The organism is Hungatella effluvii (genome assembly GCF_003201875.1).
GTDB lineage: Bacteria > Bacillota > Clostridia > Lachnospirales > Lachnospiraceae > Hungatella > Hungatella effluvii.
In genome coordinates this window covers 30731-46820 of record NZ_QJKD01000030.1, presented here as the reverse complement: position 1 = coordinate 46820, position 16090 = coordinate 30731, and the positions used below count along the sequence as shown (strand labels likewise).

Annotated in this window: 10 protein-coding genes; all 10 read right to left on the bottom strand. The window is 47.1% G+C overall.

What is annotated here, in order from left to right; genetic code table 11:
• Positions 1-56 precede the first annotated feature (56 nt).
• Entirely contained in the window at positions 57-908 is an 852-nt protein-coding gene (locus DFR60_RS29275; RefSeq protein WP_341458018.1) for an excinuclease ABC subunit UvrA, read from the bottom strand.
• A gap of 101 nt (positions 909-1009) precedes the next feature.
• Positions 1010-2509 carry an arabinosylfuranosidase ArfA gene (gene arfA / locus DFR60_RS29270; RefSeq protein ID WP_110326706.1) on the bottom strand — a complete coding sequence of 500 codons (1500 nt, stop codon included), beginning with the start codon at positions 2507-2509 and terminating at the stop codon, positions 1010-1012.
• A 20-nt stretch (positions 2510-2529) separates the two neighbouring features.
• Complete coding sequence (locus DFR60_RS29265; protein ID WP_110326704.1) at positions 2530-4074, bottom strand: glycoside hydrolase family 43 protein; 1545 nt, start codon at positions 4072-4074, stop codon at positions 2530-2532.
• A 13-nt stretch (positions 4075-4087) separates the two neighbouring features.
• Complete coding sequence (locus DFR60_RS29260) at positions 4088-5506, bottom strand: family 43 glycosylhydrolase (RefSeq protein ID WP_110326714.1); 1419 nt, start codon at positions 5504-5506, stop codon at positions 4088-4090.
• A gap of 2 nt (positions 5507-5508) precedes the next feature.
• The gene (locus tag DFR60_RS29255; RefSeq protein WP_025531905.1) at positions 5509-6387 is read right to left on the bottom strand and encodes a carbohydrate ABC transporter permease; all 879 of its coding nucleotides are present in this window, start codon (positions 6385-6387) and stop codon (positions 5509-5511) included.
• 14 nt (positions 6388-6401) lie between these two features.
• Positions 6402-7301 (bottom strand): ABC transporter permease, encoded by a 900-nt coding sequence (locus DFR60_RS29250; protein ID WP_110326702.1) that lies wholly within the window; start codon positions 7299-7301, stop codon positions 6402-6404.
• Positions 7302-7375: 74 nt separating this feature from the next.
• Positions 7376-9106 carry an extracellular solute-binding protein gene (locus DFR60_RS29245; RefSeq protein ID WP_110326700.1) on the bottom strand — a complete coding sequence of 577 codons (1731 nt, stop codon included), beginning with the start codon at positions 9104-9106 and terminating at the stop codon, positions 7376-7378.
• 147 nt (positions 9107-9253) lie between these two features.
• Positions 9254-10951: a response regulator gene (locus DFR60_RS29240; RefSeq protein ID WP_110326698.1), complete on the bottom strand. Its 1698-nt coding sequence runs from the start codon at positions 10949-10951 to the stop codon at positions 9254-9256.
• Between the two features lies 1 nt (position 10952).
• Entirely contained in the window at positions 10953-12695 is a 1743-nt protein-coding gene (locus DFR60_RS29235; protein ID WP_110326696.1) for a histidine kinase, read from the bottom strand.
• Positions 12696-13140: 445 nt separating this feature from the next.
• Positions 13141-15816 carry an EAL domain-containing protein gene (locus DFR60_RS29225; protein ID WP_110326712.1) on the bottom strand — a complete coding sequence of 892 codons (2676 nt, stop codon included), beginning with the start codon at positions 15814-15816 and terminating at the stop codon, positions 13141-13143.
• Between the last annotated feature and the right edge of the window lie 274 nt (positions 15817-16090).

Below are 16090 nucleotides of genomic sequence, written 5' to 3'. Positions count from 1 at the left end.
CCTTTGTGTGTATTTTGGTCGTGCTTAATACTTTATCACAAAATGGTGCCCTCTTTTTATTTATTTCTATCATCCGAGAAAAATTTTACACTAGCCTTCGCCAGCGCATTCTCCACGGTGTAAACCGCGTTAAAATAGGTAAAATCCAGTTCCCCGGCCTGATTGCTTTTCTTCGCTTTGTATAAAATGTGCTTCTTTTCAGCCGGGCCATGGAAGACGATCTCTCGTTCCCGTTTTGTAAGCTCTGAAAAAGGGACATCTGTGCGGACACCCATCGCCCTGCATACCTCCGTCATCAAAGACCACATTAAAGAATTCCAGGGCGCGACGGCCCCATCGTCTATGGAAATGGATTCATCCGGAACCAGCACGGCCTCATTCACAGTTCTCACGATGGCTGTCCCACCGCAGTTTTTGCAGGCTCCCTGGCTGTTGAAATAAAAGCTCTCGGCGCTGGGACCGTCAAATGCCGCCCCGCATTCCGGACAGCGAAGCGGTTTTCCGATGGCTGTGTTCACCGTCGGCTGAAGCAAATGACCATTGGGACACCGATGGCTTCCCAGCCTGGAAAACATGAGCCGGAGAGAATTCAAAAGCTCCGTAGAGGTACCGAAGGTGCTTCGTACCCCCGGTACGGCGGGACGCTGATGGAGCGCCAGAGCAGCCGGAACATACTCGATGCTGTCGATCCTGGCCTCCGCCGCCTGTGTCATCCACCTCCGGGTATACGTGGACAGCGCCTCCAGATAACGGCGGGACCCCTCCGCGTACAACACGCCCAAAGCCAGCGACGACTTGCCGGATCCAGACACACCGGCGATCCCCACCAGCTTCCCCAGCGGAATATCCAGGTCTATATTTTTTAGATTGTGAACACGGGCACCCCGTATCTCAATGTGATCAGGCATAGAATTCACTCCTTGATAGATTTTCAATTATTATAGCACAGGAAAGCGGGCGATTCTATATGGCTCAGTCAGCTCCGGCAATATTTTTTATTTATTCTATTTTATTTTTCCAGCCGCACTACGTTCCAGCTATGTCTCCCCAGCACTGAAGTAAATATACCATTTTCCACTCTGGAAGCAGCAGAATGCACCGGTTTTACTGTATCAGGTGCCAGCTCCGTATTCTCCGCCTTCAGATCATCATGAGTCAGCACGAGATGTTCTTTTACCTGGTATCCCTCAAACTGGCGTAAATCGCACTCAATTTCTGCATCTTCCTCTAAATCTTTGTTTACTGCAAAAATTGTAAGTGCATCCGCCTCCTGATCCCAGATGCAGACACTATCCAGGATGGATACCTCTCCATAGTTCCGGCTTTCATAGAAAGGGGCCTTAATCTGAGTCAGCAGCACAGTCCCTTTCCCGTAAATGCTGGCATGCATATATGGATAAAAGATCGTCTGCCTCCAGGCCCCTGTGTCCGATGTCATGATAGGCGCGATGACATTCACCAGCTGAGCCATGCACGCAATTTTGATTCTGTCCGCATGCCTCAAAAGGGTAATCAGCATGCTTCCCACTAAGAGGGCATCTTCAAAATTATATACATCTTCAAGCTGATGAGGCGCTTTGTCCCATGGTTTGATCTTTTTATCCTGTTCATTGCTGTGGTACCATACATTCCATTCGTCAAAAGATAAGTGAATGCTCTTCTTTGCATGTTTTTTTGCCTTCACCGCGTCACAGAGGGATACCACTCCAGTGATAAACTCATCCATAACCTTCGAACTGGCAAGGAAATCCGGCGTGTTATTGCTGTGATTTTCAAAATATTGATGCAGAGAAAGATAATCCACCTCTTCATAGCACTCATCCAGAACCTGATATTCCCAGTCTCCGAATGTAGGCATAGCCAGGCCGGAGCTGCCGCAGGCTATAGTCTCGATACCTGGATCCAGCCATTTCATCAGCCTGGAAGTCTCTGAAGCGATCCTTCCATACTCTCCCGCTGTTTTGTGACCCATCTGCCATTTTCCATCCATTTCATTGCCCAGACACCATACCTTGATGTTATGCGGCTCTGCATAGCCGTGAGCCCTGCGGAGATCGCTGTAATAAGTACCGCCTTCAAAATTACAGTATTCCAGCAGATTCTTCGCATCCTCCGGCCCTCTTGTGCCAAGATTGACGGCCATCATCATATCGCTTCCTGCTTTTTTTGACCAGTCTGCAAACTCATTTAAACCGAATTCATTCGTCTCGATCACCTTCCAGGCCAGCTCTGTCCTTGCCGGCCGCTGTGCTTTCGGCCCTACACTGTCCTCCCAGTGAAACCCTGATACAAAGTTTCCGCCTGGATAACGCACAATGGGCACTCTAAGCTCCTTTACCAGCTCCAGGGTATCCTTACGAAAGCCTTGCGCATCGGAATTTACATTTCCTTCCTGATAGATTCCCCCATATACAGCCCGCCCCAGCTGCTCAAGGAACGAACCGTATATTCTTTTGTCAACCTCCCCCGTTAAAAAATAACGGTCAATGATAATTTGTGCTCTCTTCATGTTCTCTCCTTCCTTCTAATTCACGACACCTCAAAGCAGTCAAAATAAGCGGAACCGCCGGTTACCTTCGTCGCATAGCTAAACAGCGCAAATCGATACCCCACAAAATGGGTCAGCCGGTATGACAACTTTAACTGGCTGCCGATCCTGTTCCATCTGCTGCAGTCCAGGCTGTAATAAAACTCTGCGGTATCCGCCATATCCCGAAAATCAAAGTCAACGCGGAGATATATTTCGCTCTGCTGCAGCGCTGTGCTCTCTACAATCACCTCCGGCTTCCCGGTCTCATAGTGCATCCTGGAAGGTTCAAACGGTTCCGGCTCCGCCATCGCCATAATCACTTTAGCCGAAGTCTCCGTCTTCATGACGCCGACGTATCCATATTGATCCTGGAAAGCGCCAAGGCCAGCGAAATCTCCCGCCTTCATCTCCGATGTATCAAGCAGCACGCGGCCGGAACAGACAGGCCCAAAGGTCCTCTGTGTCAATGTGTTGTGCGCATTGGACAGGTTATCGCAAATCGTACCGTTTATTAATTTAAGCCATCCCGTCCTATCACTCAGCGACCAGAAGCGGTCATCACAATTATGATTCCACTGCCACCACAGTCCCAGCGCTGTCTGATCATCAAAACCATCCGACTGAACAACATCAATCCTGGAAAAAGCCTTAGAATTCACGGTGTTTACATCAGGCAGCCGTCCACAGTCTCCAAAGACCGGCCAGCCGTCCTCCCATGATACCGGAACAAGCACCGGTATCCTGCCTGCCGAACCGTGATCCTGAAACAGCAGCGCATACCATTTACCATCTTCCGTCTCAAAGATTCCCCCCTGTGCAACTCCTCTGTTATGAAATCCCATATCGCTGTCCAGAACCACTCTTCCCTCATACACGCCGTCAATTCTGTCTGAGCGGTAGCACAGCTCCATTCTCCTTCCGGAAGAGCGGTCCGCAGGAGGCCACGCAATCAGAAATATATAATACATGCCATTCCGTTTATAAATATGCGCCCCTTCGGCAGGAAGGCCGCCTGTTCCTCCCACATCGGCACTCGGAATAATCACCTGATTCATGCCATCTGTTTTAACCGCCTTCGCATCTGAGGTTAATTCCATCACACGGATTGTCCCGCTGCCGTATACCATATAGACTCTGCCGTCCTCATCAAAAAGCAGAGACATATCGTGGTAAATGCCGGGAAGCGTGTATCTCTCCCATGGCCCGTCTTCGATGCTCCGGGTCTGAAAAATATACGTTTTATTGGAATTATACGCCGTAAACACAACATACCAGGTATGGCCGTCATGTCTGATACAGCTTGCCCAGGAACCTCTCCCATAGTCGTGTTTTCCATTCCTTAAAGACATCTCATCGCTGTTTTCCAAAACATCATACACGTAATTAACAATTTCCCAATGAATCAGGTCCCGCGATCTCATAACAGGACAGCCCGGCGTAAAATGCATCGTCGTGCTCGTCATGTAATACGTATCGCCTGCCCGGACCACATCAGGATCGGGTATATCCGTCCACCACAGGCGGATTTCTCTGGTTTCTTTCATCGGCTGCCCCCTGCTACTCTAAAGAGAAGGAAGCCAGACTGATCCCGCCTTCGCCTTTGAATTCGAAATACAGCGCATGGACACCAGCCGGAATCATAATCTCAGCAGAATTTTCCACCCATACGTTGGAATAGCCTGCCGGAATCGTCCCCAGACACTCCCCATCCCATCTGGTTTTCACTTCAAAATAACCACTGCCATAGCCTCTTGTTTTCAGAGAAATCCTCGTAATACCGCTGCAGTCAAAATACTTGAATCCTGCGATTGTGGAATCCTGCATATTGGCGATGTATCCGGTCTCTTCATCGCCATCCCGCCCATCCTGTGTGATTCTGGCATATTTTCCGTCGATCCAGCCTGCATGGTGGAGTAAGTGATTGTTATCCATTGTTTTAGAAAATAGATTACAGGCAATATATGCCGGATACTCTCCCTTCCCGGCCAGTGGGCCTCCATTTAAACCGCATGAGGTCATCTCGACCTGCTGTATGGAACCATCTTCCCCGATCTCAATCGGCTCAGCGCAGCCCTGTCGGCTGAAATTGGTTCCGTTTGTATGTCTGTGGTAAAAGATATACCACTGATCCTTTATTTCTTCCATCCCGCCATGATTGTTACCCGGAACATACGTACGAAGGCCAGCCGGTTTCTGGTGTGTGATGTTGTTATCGCAATTGCTGACAATAACTCCGCCATACACATATTCTTTCGTTGGATGCCGGCTGACCGCATAACACAATTCATGCATTCTACTCGAAGAATAGACAAAATAGTACGTAACTCCATTCTTTCTGATCGAAGGCCCCTCGAAGAACTCATGTCCCTCAAAATCAGTTCCGGCACTGTAACAGTTGCCGGGAACTATGATGACCGGTTCTTCCGTTATGGTCATCATATCCGGTCCAAGCACGGTCGCCATGGCGCCTTTCCGCGACTGATCGCCGGGGCCGCAAAATCCCGTATAGAGATAGACGCTGCCGTCCTCCATCAGGACTGCCGGATCAAATTGGGGCTGATCGTTGTCCCGTTCCCCCAGACGTCTCCCGTCTGAATCGTGTACATATCCATAGAAACGGTATTTTCCGGCGGGAGTCTCACTGACAGCCACCGATACAAACGGGACCTTATCGAGCACATAATACAGATAGTATCTTCCATCCGCTCCTCTGACAACGTCTGGAGCATACAGGCACATGCTGCCATCCCGGTTTACCGGATCGCTGGTCTTTTCATAAATAACGCCTTCATATCTCCAATTGCCTAAATCATCCGTCGGTGCAGAATAGCATACATAATCATTTAAACAATAGGCAAATCCATTAAAACGGTCGTGGGATCCGTACACATAAACGCGGTCACCGAACACATGGGGTTCACCGTCCGGAATATATTCCCAGGAAGGCAGATAGGGATTAAACGCCTGTTTTTTCATACTCATCCCTTCACGCCTCCCAACACGATTCCTTTCACAAAGTATTTCTGAAGGAACGGATATACCATGACGATTGGCAGAGATCCTAAAAATATCTGTGCGGAACGCAGAGTCCGGTCTGATATAGTCGCCATCTGCTGGATCTCTTCTCTCGTCATCATACTGAACGAACGCTGAACCGCAATGGTTTGTATGTAAGTCTGCAGCGGATAATTGTCAGGATTGTTCATAAGAATCAGTCCGTCAAACCAGCTGTTCCAGTTTGCTACCAGAGAAAACAGCAGGAGTGTGGCCAGGGCCGGTTTGGACAGCGGTACATAGATCGTCCAAAGGGTACGCCAATGCCCTGCTCCGTCTATAAATGCCGCCTCCGCCAGTTCTCTCGGAACTTCACGGAAAAAGTTGAGCAGGAGAATCACACTGAAGACAGGTACGGCGCTTGGAAGAATCAACGCCCAAATACTGTCCAGAAGGCCAAACTGTCTGATTACCATGTACCATGGAATTAAACCGGCATTAAATATCATGGTGACAAAGAAAAACCATGCGTAGACGGTTCTGAACCGAAAGCTTCCCTTCGGCTGAGACAGTGGATAGGCAGCCGTAATTGTCAGTAACAGGCTTAAGCCCCCGCCCATTATAATTCGTATAACGGAAACTCTCATGGAGCGCCAAAAGGCGGGACGCTTTGCAACGAAGGAATACGAATTTAATGTAAACTCCTTTGGCCACAGCGATACGGTTCCGGCCGAAGCCGCCGCGCTGGAGCTGAAGGAAACTGCCGCCACATGGATCAGGGGAATCACGCAGATCAGAGCCAGTACGAGCAGAAATGCCGTATTTAATATCGGAAACCACTTAAACTTCTTCTTGCTTTTCATAGACTGCTCCTTTCCTAAAACAGCTGATAGTCTGCAAACTTATAGGCAAACCAGTAGGAAACTGAGATCAAAGTCAGAGATATCACTGATTTAAACAGTCCCACCGCCGTTGCCACACCAAACTGTGCCTCCAGCATGCCGATCCGGTAAACGAATGTGTCAATAATATCACCGCTGGCATATACAGGCGGGCTGTACATATTAAACACCTGGTCGAATCCGGCATTCAGCACGTTGCCAAGGCTCAGCACCATTAACAGCACAATCACCATGCGCATGCCGGGAAGCGTAATATGCCAGATCTGCTTCCATCGGTTAGCCCCGTCAACCTGGGCTGCTTCATATAAGCTTAAGTCAATGCCTGTGATTGCCGCCAGATATACAATGGTTCCATATCCGAAGGACTTCCAGGTCTCCGTTACGATCAGTGTAAACGGGAACCATTTATTATCGCCTAAAAAGAAGATCGGCTGGCCGCCCAGAGCTTTGATAACCTGATTGACGAGTCCGTCTCCCGGAGCGAGTATATCGATAAAGATGCCGCCTAAGACCACCCATGATAAAAAGTGAGGCAGATAGATAGCCGTCTGAATACCTTTTTTCAAGGAATTATGTCTCACCTCATTGATGAGAATGGCGACTACAATCGGAATTAAAAGTCCGAAAATTATTTTCATGACTGCGATAAACAGAGTATTCCACAGCACGCTGGTGAAATTGGGCAGTTTGAACAAATAGATAAAGTTATCGAAGCCAATCCATTTCTGATCTCCAAACAGTCCCTTCGCCGGTATAAACTTCTGGAAGGCAATGATAATGCCTGCCATCGGCAGATAGCTGAAACAAATGAGCATAATCACACTTGGTAAAATCATCAGATGCAGCGGCAGTTCCCGCTTTCTTCTGCTTTTCATAGAACCCCTCTCTTTCCTGTTTAAAAAACGAGAGGAAAAGTTTTTATGAAACCTCTCCTCTCGTAATCTCTTTTCTAGTTTTTAACGGACTGGTACCATTCGTTGACTTCCGCTGTCATATCAGCTCCGCCAAGAGCGTTCCAGTTTTCAACGAATTTATCAAATTCATCTATGGAAACATCACCCATAATAATGCGGACAAACATTTCCAGTTCCATCGTCTTTAAAGAGGATTGTTTATCTACCATCGTCGGTGTAGGCGCGCCTACAAACTCTTCTCTCATCACCTGACCGTTCTCAATATAACCATTCAGAGCATGAAAGACTCCATTCTCTCCATATATCTTATCCCAGCCCCACTGAGTCGTATCGCCGTTATAGTAAGCTTCCAGATTTGTCTGAATAACTGCAGGTTCGCCCTCTAAAATGCTCATATCTCCCAGCTTGCGCGCCTTTTCGATTTCATTAAACGCCTCGAGGTTTTTATTTGTCGGAGCCGGTGCAACCGGAGAGAACTTCCATACGCCTACTGCTCCGTTTTCTACCGGCATGTAATAGTGATTAAAGTCATTGTCCTCGCCCCAGTTTTTCTCCAGATGCATATTGATTAACTTCACAACCGCTTCCGGATTCTCATAGTCTTTGCGGACTGCATAATACCACTGGGTCCGGAATTTCTGCGGAACCTTCGGAAGCGTATCATCGGCCGATACGATCGGATATCCAACCCAGTCGGCTTCCGGATCATTTTGGTAGTTGCTGATCAGCGGATACATCGGGTTCCACTGCTCCCCAAAGTCAATTCCCACTTTTCCTGCCGCTATCGTCTCTGCAACCTTTGCTCCATCCTTAATACCGAATTCCGGGTCGAGCTCTCCAGCCGCATACATATCGGCAAGAGCCTTTAACGCGTCCTTGGTTTCCGGCAGCACGCTGCCCCATGCCAATGTCCCATCGTCGGTTTTCACCCACATATTGGGATAAGAATGGTAACCTGCGAAAAAGCCTTCTGTGCCCATGGCTCCGCTGTATAAATCCTTTGTAACTGCCATTGCATACGTGTCATCTTTTCCATTTCCATCGGGATCACGTGTGGTAAACGCATCAGCAATGTTCAGTAAGTCCTGCATCGTCTTGGGCGGGTCTAATTGAAGCTTATCCAGCCAGTCCTGGCGGATCCAGAGATAATGTGTACTCTCCACCGATGCATCTGCATAAGGGACTGCCATCAAATGGCCGTCAAAGGTAGCCGACTGCAGGATACCAGGTCCTTCTGAATTATAAACCTCCCTCGTCAGTTCACTGGCATACTGGTCGTAAAACTCTGTCATATCTGCTATCATGTCCGATTCTGCCAGCTGCTTCAGCTGTGTGCGGTTTACGATCAGAACATCCGGCAAATCACCAGAGGCAATGGTAACATTCAATTTCTGTGTATAGGCATCATCGTTAAGACCGCCTCTGACCGTCCAGGCATAGCTGATGTCAATCCCCAGCTCATCGGAATACAGGTCCAGCCACCTGTTGCTGTCGATGGTCTCCCCCGGAGTCTTAGGCAGAATATTGTCATTCAAATCATTATCCACCGTACGTGCAAATGTCATATTGATCGGTGGATCATACTTTCCAAATGGATCCGCGCTCTCCGCAGCAGCGGAACTGTCCCCTGTCGCTGCAGTACTCGTTTCACCTGCTGCACCTGCAGAAGATGACGAACCACCCGAACTATTTCCCCCGCAGGCAGTCAGCAGCATACTGCCGATCAATACAGCAGATATACCGGTACTAAAAATACGTTTTCTCATATAGCCCTCCTTGTTTTATGATTTATCACCAATTTGTACCCTTATTATACCCGTATTTTTAGTCGTTTTCTACAAGCAACTTTTGATTTTCTTAACACATCTTTACTATATTTTTTTCTTGTCTTCACATATTTTTACATCTGCGTATTAACTCTCATGTCTTTTCGCAGAGTGAAACGTATCCCGGTATTCCTGGGGCGACATACCTTCTGCTTTTTTAAACAGGCGTGTAAAGGAGGCGGCCGTATCATAGCCAACCTTTCTGGCGATTTCGTAAATCTTCTCATACGGGTTCTCAAGTAATTCCTTGGCCCTTTTTATCCGCGCATTCTCTATAAAACTGGAAAGCTTATGGCCGGTCGTCTGATGATAGAGCCGTGAAAGATAGGAGGAATTTAAATATGTTTTTTCAGACAGGCTCGTCAGGGACAAATCTTCCGACAAATGGCTTTCAATATACTGCTGTACAAAAGCTATGATTTCATTCGTCCGCTTGCACTGCTCTTCTTTCTGTAAATCAAAAAGCTTATGAAATAATTCCAGAAGATGACTGGCCGCCTCCTTCCAGGTACCATAGCTTTCGCTGTCCTGCAGTTTATTTATATTGTAAAATTCGGAAAACTGAGATGCCAGCTGAGAACGGTTCATACAGGAAAAGAAGAAGGTGATAATCGTCTGGTATGCCTCCAATGCAATACCATCATTTTTATCCTGTATTTCGCCGAGCGGCACCAGCCATTTCTTTAAGGAGTCAAAATAGTCCTGCTCTTCCCCTGTTTCGATGGAGTGATACAGATCACTTAAATCTTTGCGGTATAATAACCCCTGCAATTCAGCCGCCGCATGGTCCGATTTTACATCCAGAGCCGGAACGACGTTCTGCCTCTGCTTCCTAAAATCCCTTTCGTCAAGAATGGTTTCCACATCATGACTGATATGGTGACTAAGCAGGTCCATCAGAGATACATACTTCTCTGCGATTTGCTTCCACCCGCATGGTCTTTCTGCCAACGCAAAATTTACCGGGGCATTCAGCTTCTCCCGACAGGCCGACTGAACGATCTCAAGCGTACCCTTCAGGAAAACGCTCATACTGCCGTCCTCGTGATCCGAAAATGGCTGTGTCTTCCGCGGCTGGACAAAAACTGCAATCTTATCATCTTTAAGCGGGACAGCAAGACTGTCCACATGCATGGAAAAATATCTGACAATCAGTTGTTTGATCGAATACATGATCTGATTTTTCTCCCAGAAATCAATCGACCTGGGCAGCGTCAGTATTTCACCCAGAACCAGCATCACCGGTTCGTCTGCTTTCAAATGGATAAAGAGCCGTTCGAATTCTTCCGTATTGATTTTTAAAGAATGATCGCTGTTAAGCAATGCATAAAAATATTTCTGGCAAAACAAATCCTGGGCAAGATTAATCTGATCTTTGGCGTTTTGAATCATTTCATTCGTTTGATTCTCATCTTTTAACTCCTGAACAACACTTTCCACCGTCTTTATAATCTTGTCATATCCCTCCGTCTTTAATATGTATCTCACATTACTGTATTGAATCGCCTTATATGCATAGTTGAATTCACTGTGTCCCGTCAGGAAAATCACGCGGCACCAGGACCAGCGTTTCTTGATCTCATCCAGAAGCTGCAGGCCATCGATCTCCGGCATATTGATGTCGGTCAGTGCTATGTCGATCCTGGTCCGCCCCAGCCACTGGATTGCCTCCTCACCCGAATACGCCTTATACACATCCAGTTCTAAATTCTCCAGATTAGAGAAAATATCATATAGCCCATTTACAATAATTTCCTCATCATCCGCAATTAATAGCCGGTACATATTACCTCCTCCTCACTCCCAATACAAGTTCTGCCCGCAGACCTCCCAATGAGCTGCGTTTAAGCAGCACGCCGCTGGTTTCATCGTACTGTAACTGTAAACGTCTGTTAATATTCAGCAATGCAGTCACTTCCACATCATCCGATTGGACTGCCAATCGATTTTGCAGTTCTGCCAGCGTTTCATCCGTCAGGCTTTTGCCGTTGTCTTCGACAATAATATGCAGCCTGTCCTGGCATATCTCAAAGGATATGGATATGATCCGATCCTTCATTCTCTTATCGACCGCGTGTTCAAAGGCATTTTCGATCAGCGGCTGTATGATAAGCCGCGGGACCGGGTATTGTTCGAATTCTTCCGGGCATGGACTGAAATCCACTTCGAGATTCTTTGAAAAACGCATGGTTTGAATGCTGGTATAAGTGCGGGCATGCTCCACCTCCTCACAAAGAGGAATAATGTCTGTGGAATTCCTGGTAAGGTAGCGGTAATACTCACCCAAATGATTTGTGAACTCCACCAGATTTTCATCCCCCATTTGTGCCATTGTATTGATGATAAAGAAACTGTTATACAGAAAATGAGGTTTGATCTGCGCCTGAAGCTGCTTCAGTTCCGCGCGCTGAGTCAGAATTTTCTGCTTATATGCCTGATCGATCAGCATATTTAAGCTCTCAACCATTTTATTGAATCTGGTGTATAAATAAGCAAATTCCGTGGATCTGACGTCCTCCGGATTCAGACTGATCTGCAGATTCCCCTTTTCTACCTGACGGAAAACTGCTACCAGGTTTTTGATCGGTTTATTGATGAAGCGATGCATAAACAGCGTAAAAACGACGATTACCGTTATCGAGACAAGGATGAATATCCATATCCAGCTGGTAAAATGCTGCATTGGCGTGAACACCAGGTTCTCCGGCAGATATCGAAGCAGCAGCAGACTTAAATAATCCGACTTCGCATACACCGAGTAGTAGCGGTAATTATCTATTTTACCCAGCTCGGTACCGCTTTTACCAGATATGGCAAAATCTCCTAATATATCGTGGGGCTGCAGGGACTTTCCGGTACTTGCCATGGCAATCTCATTCGAATTCGTCAGATCAATTAAAAATGATCCGCTGTCCGGATAGATATTAAACTGCTTTAAATCCTCTTCAAATACATCCGGATTCAGTTTCACTTCTATCACATAGTTACTGTTCTGGCCCGAATTGTCCGAAGGACAGGCAGTCGTAAGATATAATCCATCCTCATACCGGATGATCTGTGCCCCCTTAAGTCCGGCCGCGGCCTTGATCCGTTCATAAACCTTGGGGTCTATTTCATCCACTCCCCGGTTTGACGATACGGTCTTATCAATGGAAAAGATATGGGCACTGACATTTTCCACATAGCTGCTGCTGTACACGATAGTCATAAGACGCGCCTGAAGCTGTCTCATATTGCTGACAATATCGTACGGACTCATAATGCTGTACTGAACTGCAAGGCGGTTAAGATGCTCGTCGTTCAGGCACGTATACTGCAGTATTTTGAGCCGTTCAATTTCATCCTCCAGCTGATTTAAATAAAATTCTATTTGGGCCGTTGATGACTTTGACAATTCTTCCCGCACGGTATCGGCCCCCCAGTTGCGGATATAGATGCCCAGAATAAAGATGGGCGCCAGAACGACTAAAAAAAGCGTGATTATTTTCTTAAACAGGCTGATATTGAATCTGCGAACGAATGACAGCATACTTCCCCCTCCAAAATATGACGTGTTATATGATACGCTGTATCAATGGTCATGCAGTGATATACTGAATTTATCATATCAGGTCTGCTTGTTTTTAACAATCCTATATTTAACGGCTGATTTGGTGGCGAATGCTTAAGATTGCTGCCTATGCTTATATATTGCTGCAGAGAATGCGGTCATCTGTATCAGGCTCCGATCATTATGCCCATGGCCGAGGCCGAGGCGATATACTACAGCGGCACGGAAGACAACGATCCGGCGATTCGGTCCATTTTCAGGAAAATAAACTGCCCGAACTGCGGAAAACCGCTGCAAAACCATCTTCTTGTTCTTCATCAATTATTTTAAAAGCATAATAAAAATACCCTGATCGCAGGATTCAGAAGAAAGTCTGTAACTTACGATTAGGGTATCATTTACTTTTTAGTTCTGCCAGCTGCTTTTATTCATGCGGCATACGCTCATCAATATCCGTTATCTTTCCAATAATGGAATCTATGACGCTGCTCTTATACAGATTCTGATACTGCACCAGACACCAGAAGTATTCTTCGGTATCCGGGCGTATCACGCGCACTCGGATTTCGCCGTATTCCCCGCCAGTCTGACCGCTCAGTACACGCTGAACCTCCTCCTGATCTCCCGCGTAAATAAACGCCCGGTCCAGCCCATTCAGAAAATGGTTCTGTGTCAGCTCCCTGATCTTTAAAAGCTTCGATGCATTGGAGGTGAAGCGGATGGTATCGTGCCTGCAGTCATAGTCAAACAGTACCGTATCTGAAAAGTGTTCCAGCAGAAGATATCGCTGCTGTTCTAAGGAAATCCTGCTCTGAACTCTCACCCAGAAAAGAATCATTGCCGCCGAAACCAGGGCAACCGCCGCAATCAGCCCGGCGATACTCCACATCATATTGTTCACAATATAGCGCAAATGCATGGTTGCAGCATCGGCCTTCAAACAGACGACCAGATACCAGTTGTTATATCTCAGCCCGGTCATGGATAAGTAATACGGACTTCCGTCAAATCTGCCTGCCCGGACGCTTCTTGCCTGGGAATCCCCTGCGTCATAGGCGTCATGAAGCTCCTCTATCACCTCTTTTTTTACTCCATAGATATCTAAAAGTTCCAGGAGGTTCTCACCAACGCCTCTTCCATTCGGCTCCCGGATCGGAAGAATCCTGCTGTCCCCGTCAGTAAGAAATACATTGCATATCTCTCCCAGCCCCGGGTCAAACAGCTCTGTAGATATCAGAGCCTCTGCGTTGATAATCCCCTGCACCGTGCCAATGAACACCCCATCCTTCATCACAGGAACCCCGACTCCGACACAGTAGATGTCTCCCAGCCGTTCAGAATAAATGATATCTGTCACCACTGTCTCGCCCAGTTTCAGACGTTCTAAAATTTCTCTGTCCTCCGGCCTTGCCTCCCCGCTCGTAATCAGTTCCTGATACATTTCGTAAGTATAATAGGTATACTGAATCTTCGGACTCACCTTATTCAGCGCACTCAAAAATGTATTGATAAACCCCGGCTCATCATTTTCCAAAACCAACACGGCAAACGACTGCAGTGTATTCACAACACCATCGATTTCCGTCAGGGTATTTTCGCGCTGTCCCGCAGTGTAAGCGTTCAGAGTTTCGATTATCATGCTGGTAAATTCCTTCTGCGTCCTGTTTCGGTTCACGGTCATCACACCTGTGATGCAGACTCCCAGGAAAAGTGCACAGCAAAGAATGACAATAACATAATTTTTAATCTTACTCTGCGCCTTGCCTCCGGCATCCGCCTCGTTCGCCTGCCCGGACTGGTGTTCTGACTTATCGGAGCACAGCAGCGCGGGAAGCGGATATTTTCCGTCCTGACATTCACAGACCTGGCACAGTTCCTCCGGGGGCAGCGGTTTTGAGAAGTAGAATCCCTGCACGACGGTGCAGCCCAGCCGGAGCAGATAGAGACACTGTTCCTCCGTTTCCGCGCCCTCACACAGTACCTGGACATGGAGGCGGTGGGCGATGTTGATAATATTGGGAACGAGCGCCCGGTTGCGTTTCTTCAACAGCTCATCATCGGACAAAAACTTGCGGTCCAGCTTCAGGCAGTCGAAGTTCAGTTCCTGCCATACATTAATTCCTGCGTATCCGGAACCAAAATCATCGATGGAGACGTGATGGCCGTAAGCTCTCAGTTTATCGATCAGATGCTTGGCCCCGGCGAATTCCTCCAGCAGAATGGTCTCCGTCAGTTCAAATTCCAGAAGCTCGGGTGGAATCCCATATTCGGCCACAATCTGGTGGAACACATCTGCCGATTCGGGATTTCGTATATGGAGACGCGACAAATTGACCGAAATGCAAACAACCGACAATCCCCGGTCCATCCGGTCTTTCAGGAACTCACAGACCTGTCGGCAGATGATCTGATCCAATTCAATCACGGATCCCTTCGATTCCATCAGATCCATAAATTTATCGGGCGGAATTACAGTCCCGTCATCGCCGATACGCCTTGCCAGCGCCTCCGCCCCTATGATCATCCCGTTCGTCAGATCCACCTTCGGCTGCAAATAGAAACAGAACCGGTTTTCATGGAGCGCATTGTAGATTTCCAGTTCATTTTCATGCACGGCTGTGATCTGATCCTTCATGGAATGATCGTAAACCACGGTTTTGAAGGAATACTGATTTTTTGATATTTTGCGCGCCAGATTTGCATTGTCGATGGCCTGCGCGATATTATCATGCTCAATGAGGCAGAGCCCGCAGGCCGCTTTTAATCGGCATGCAGGATATCTCGACTGCAGATCCGTGAGGAATTCCTGCAGTTCTCCGTCCAATCTGCTGATTATTTCGCCGATCTCCTGTCCATTTTCCAGGAAATAGAGTCCTACAAAAAAGTCGGCAAACAAGCGGCGGCACAACAGAATATTGGGCCGTCTGTCCAGGAAATGATTCATTTCCTGCAAAAGGGAATCCCCGATTTCATTTCCGTAAATGTAATTAACCAGATGAAAATCCGTGATGTCGGTATAAAGTATATAAAGCTGTCCATCTGCCGTTCTCTCTTGTATTACACGCTCCGATTCTTCTATAAAATAGTCATTCTGCTTCATATTCCGTCTTTCCTTTATCAGTTGGATGACAGCGTGTATCTTATAATGCAAATTATATTTACCAACCACATCAGATAATGAAAGAAAAATCATTTTCCTGGCAGAAAAAGAGATTAAAAAAGCAGACCTGATGACCAGATCTGCAAAACGTCTCATGTAATACAGTAATTTTACCATTGCAATTCGTATAATTTGCATTATAAGAACTGATAAAATATCCCATATATTACCATAATTGTACTATATCTTCTGACTTATTACAAGACGCCTTCTA

What these genes read in the sequence shown, in the direction of transcription:
- DFR60_RS29260 (WP_110326714.1), bottom strand. Translation starts at nt 5,506, where the DNA reads ATGAAAAAACAGGCGTTTAATCCCTATCTGCCTTCCTGGGAATATATT.
- DFR60_RS29255 (WP_025531905.1), bottom strand. Translation starts at nt 6,387, where the DNA reads ATGAAAAGCAAGAAGAAGTTTAAGTGGTTTCCGATATTAAATACGGCA.
- DFR60_RS29250 (WP_110326702.1), bottom strand. Translation starts at nt 7,301, where the DNA reads ATGAAAAGCAGAAGAAAGCGGGAACTGCCGCTGCATCTGATGATTTTA.
- DFR60_RS29240 (WP_110326698.1), bottom strand. Translation starts at nt 10,951, where the DNA reads ATGTACCGGCTATTAATTGCGGATGATGAGGAAATTATTGTAAATGGG.
- DFR60_RS29225 (WP_110326712.1), bottom strand. Translation starts at nt 15,816, where the DNA reads ATGAAGCAGAATGACTATTTTATAGAAGAATCGGAGCGTGTAATACAA.
- DFR60_RS29245 (WP_110326700.1), bottom strand. Translation starts at nt 9,106, where the DNA reads ATGAGAAAACGTATTTTTAGTACCGGTATATCTGCTGTATTGATCGGC.
- DFR60_RS29275 (WP_341458018.1), bottom strand. Translation starts at nt 908, where the DNA reads ATGCCTGATCACATTGAGATACGGGGTGCCCGTGTTCACAATCTAAAA.
- DFR60_RS29265 (WP_110326704.1), bottom strand. Translation starts at nt 4,074, where the DNA reads ATGAAAGAAACCAGAGAAATCCGCCTGTGGTGGACGGATATACCCGAT.
- arfA (WP_110326706.1), bottom strand. Translation starts at nt 2,509, where the DNA reads ATGAAGAGAGCACAAATTATCATTGACCGTTATTTTTTAACGGGGGAG.
- DFR60_RS29235 (WP_110326696.1), bottom strand. Translation starts at nt 12,695, where the DNA reads ATGCTGTCATTCGTTCGCAGATTCAATATCAGCCTGTTTAAGAAAATA.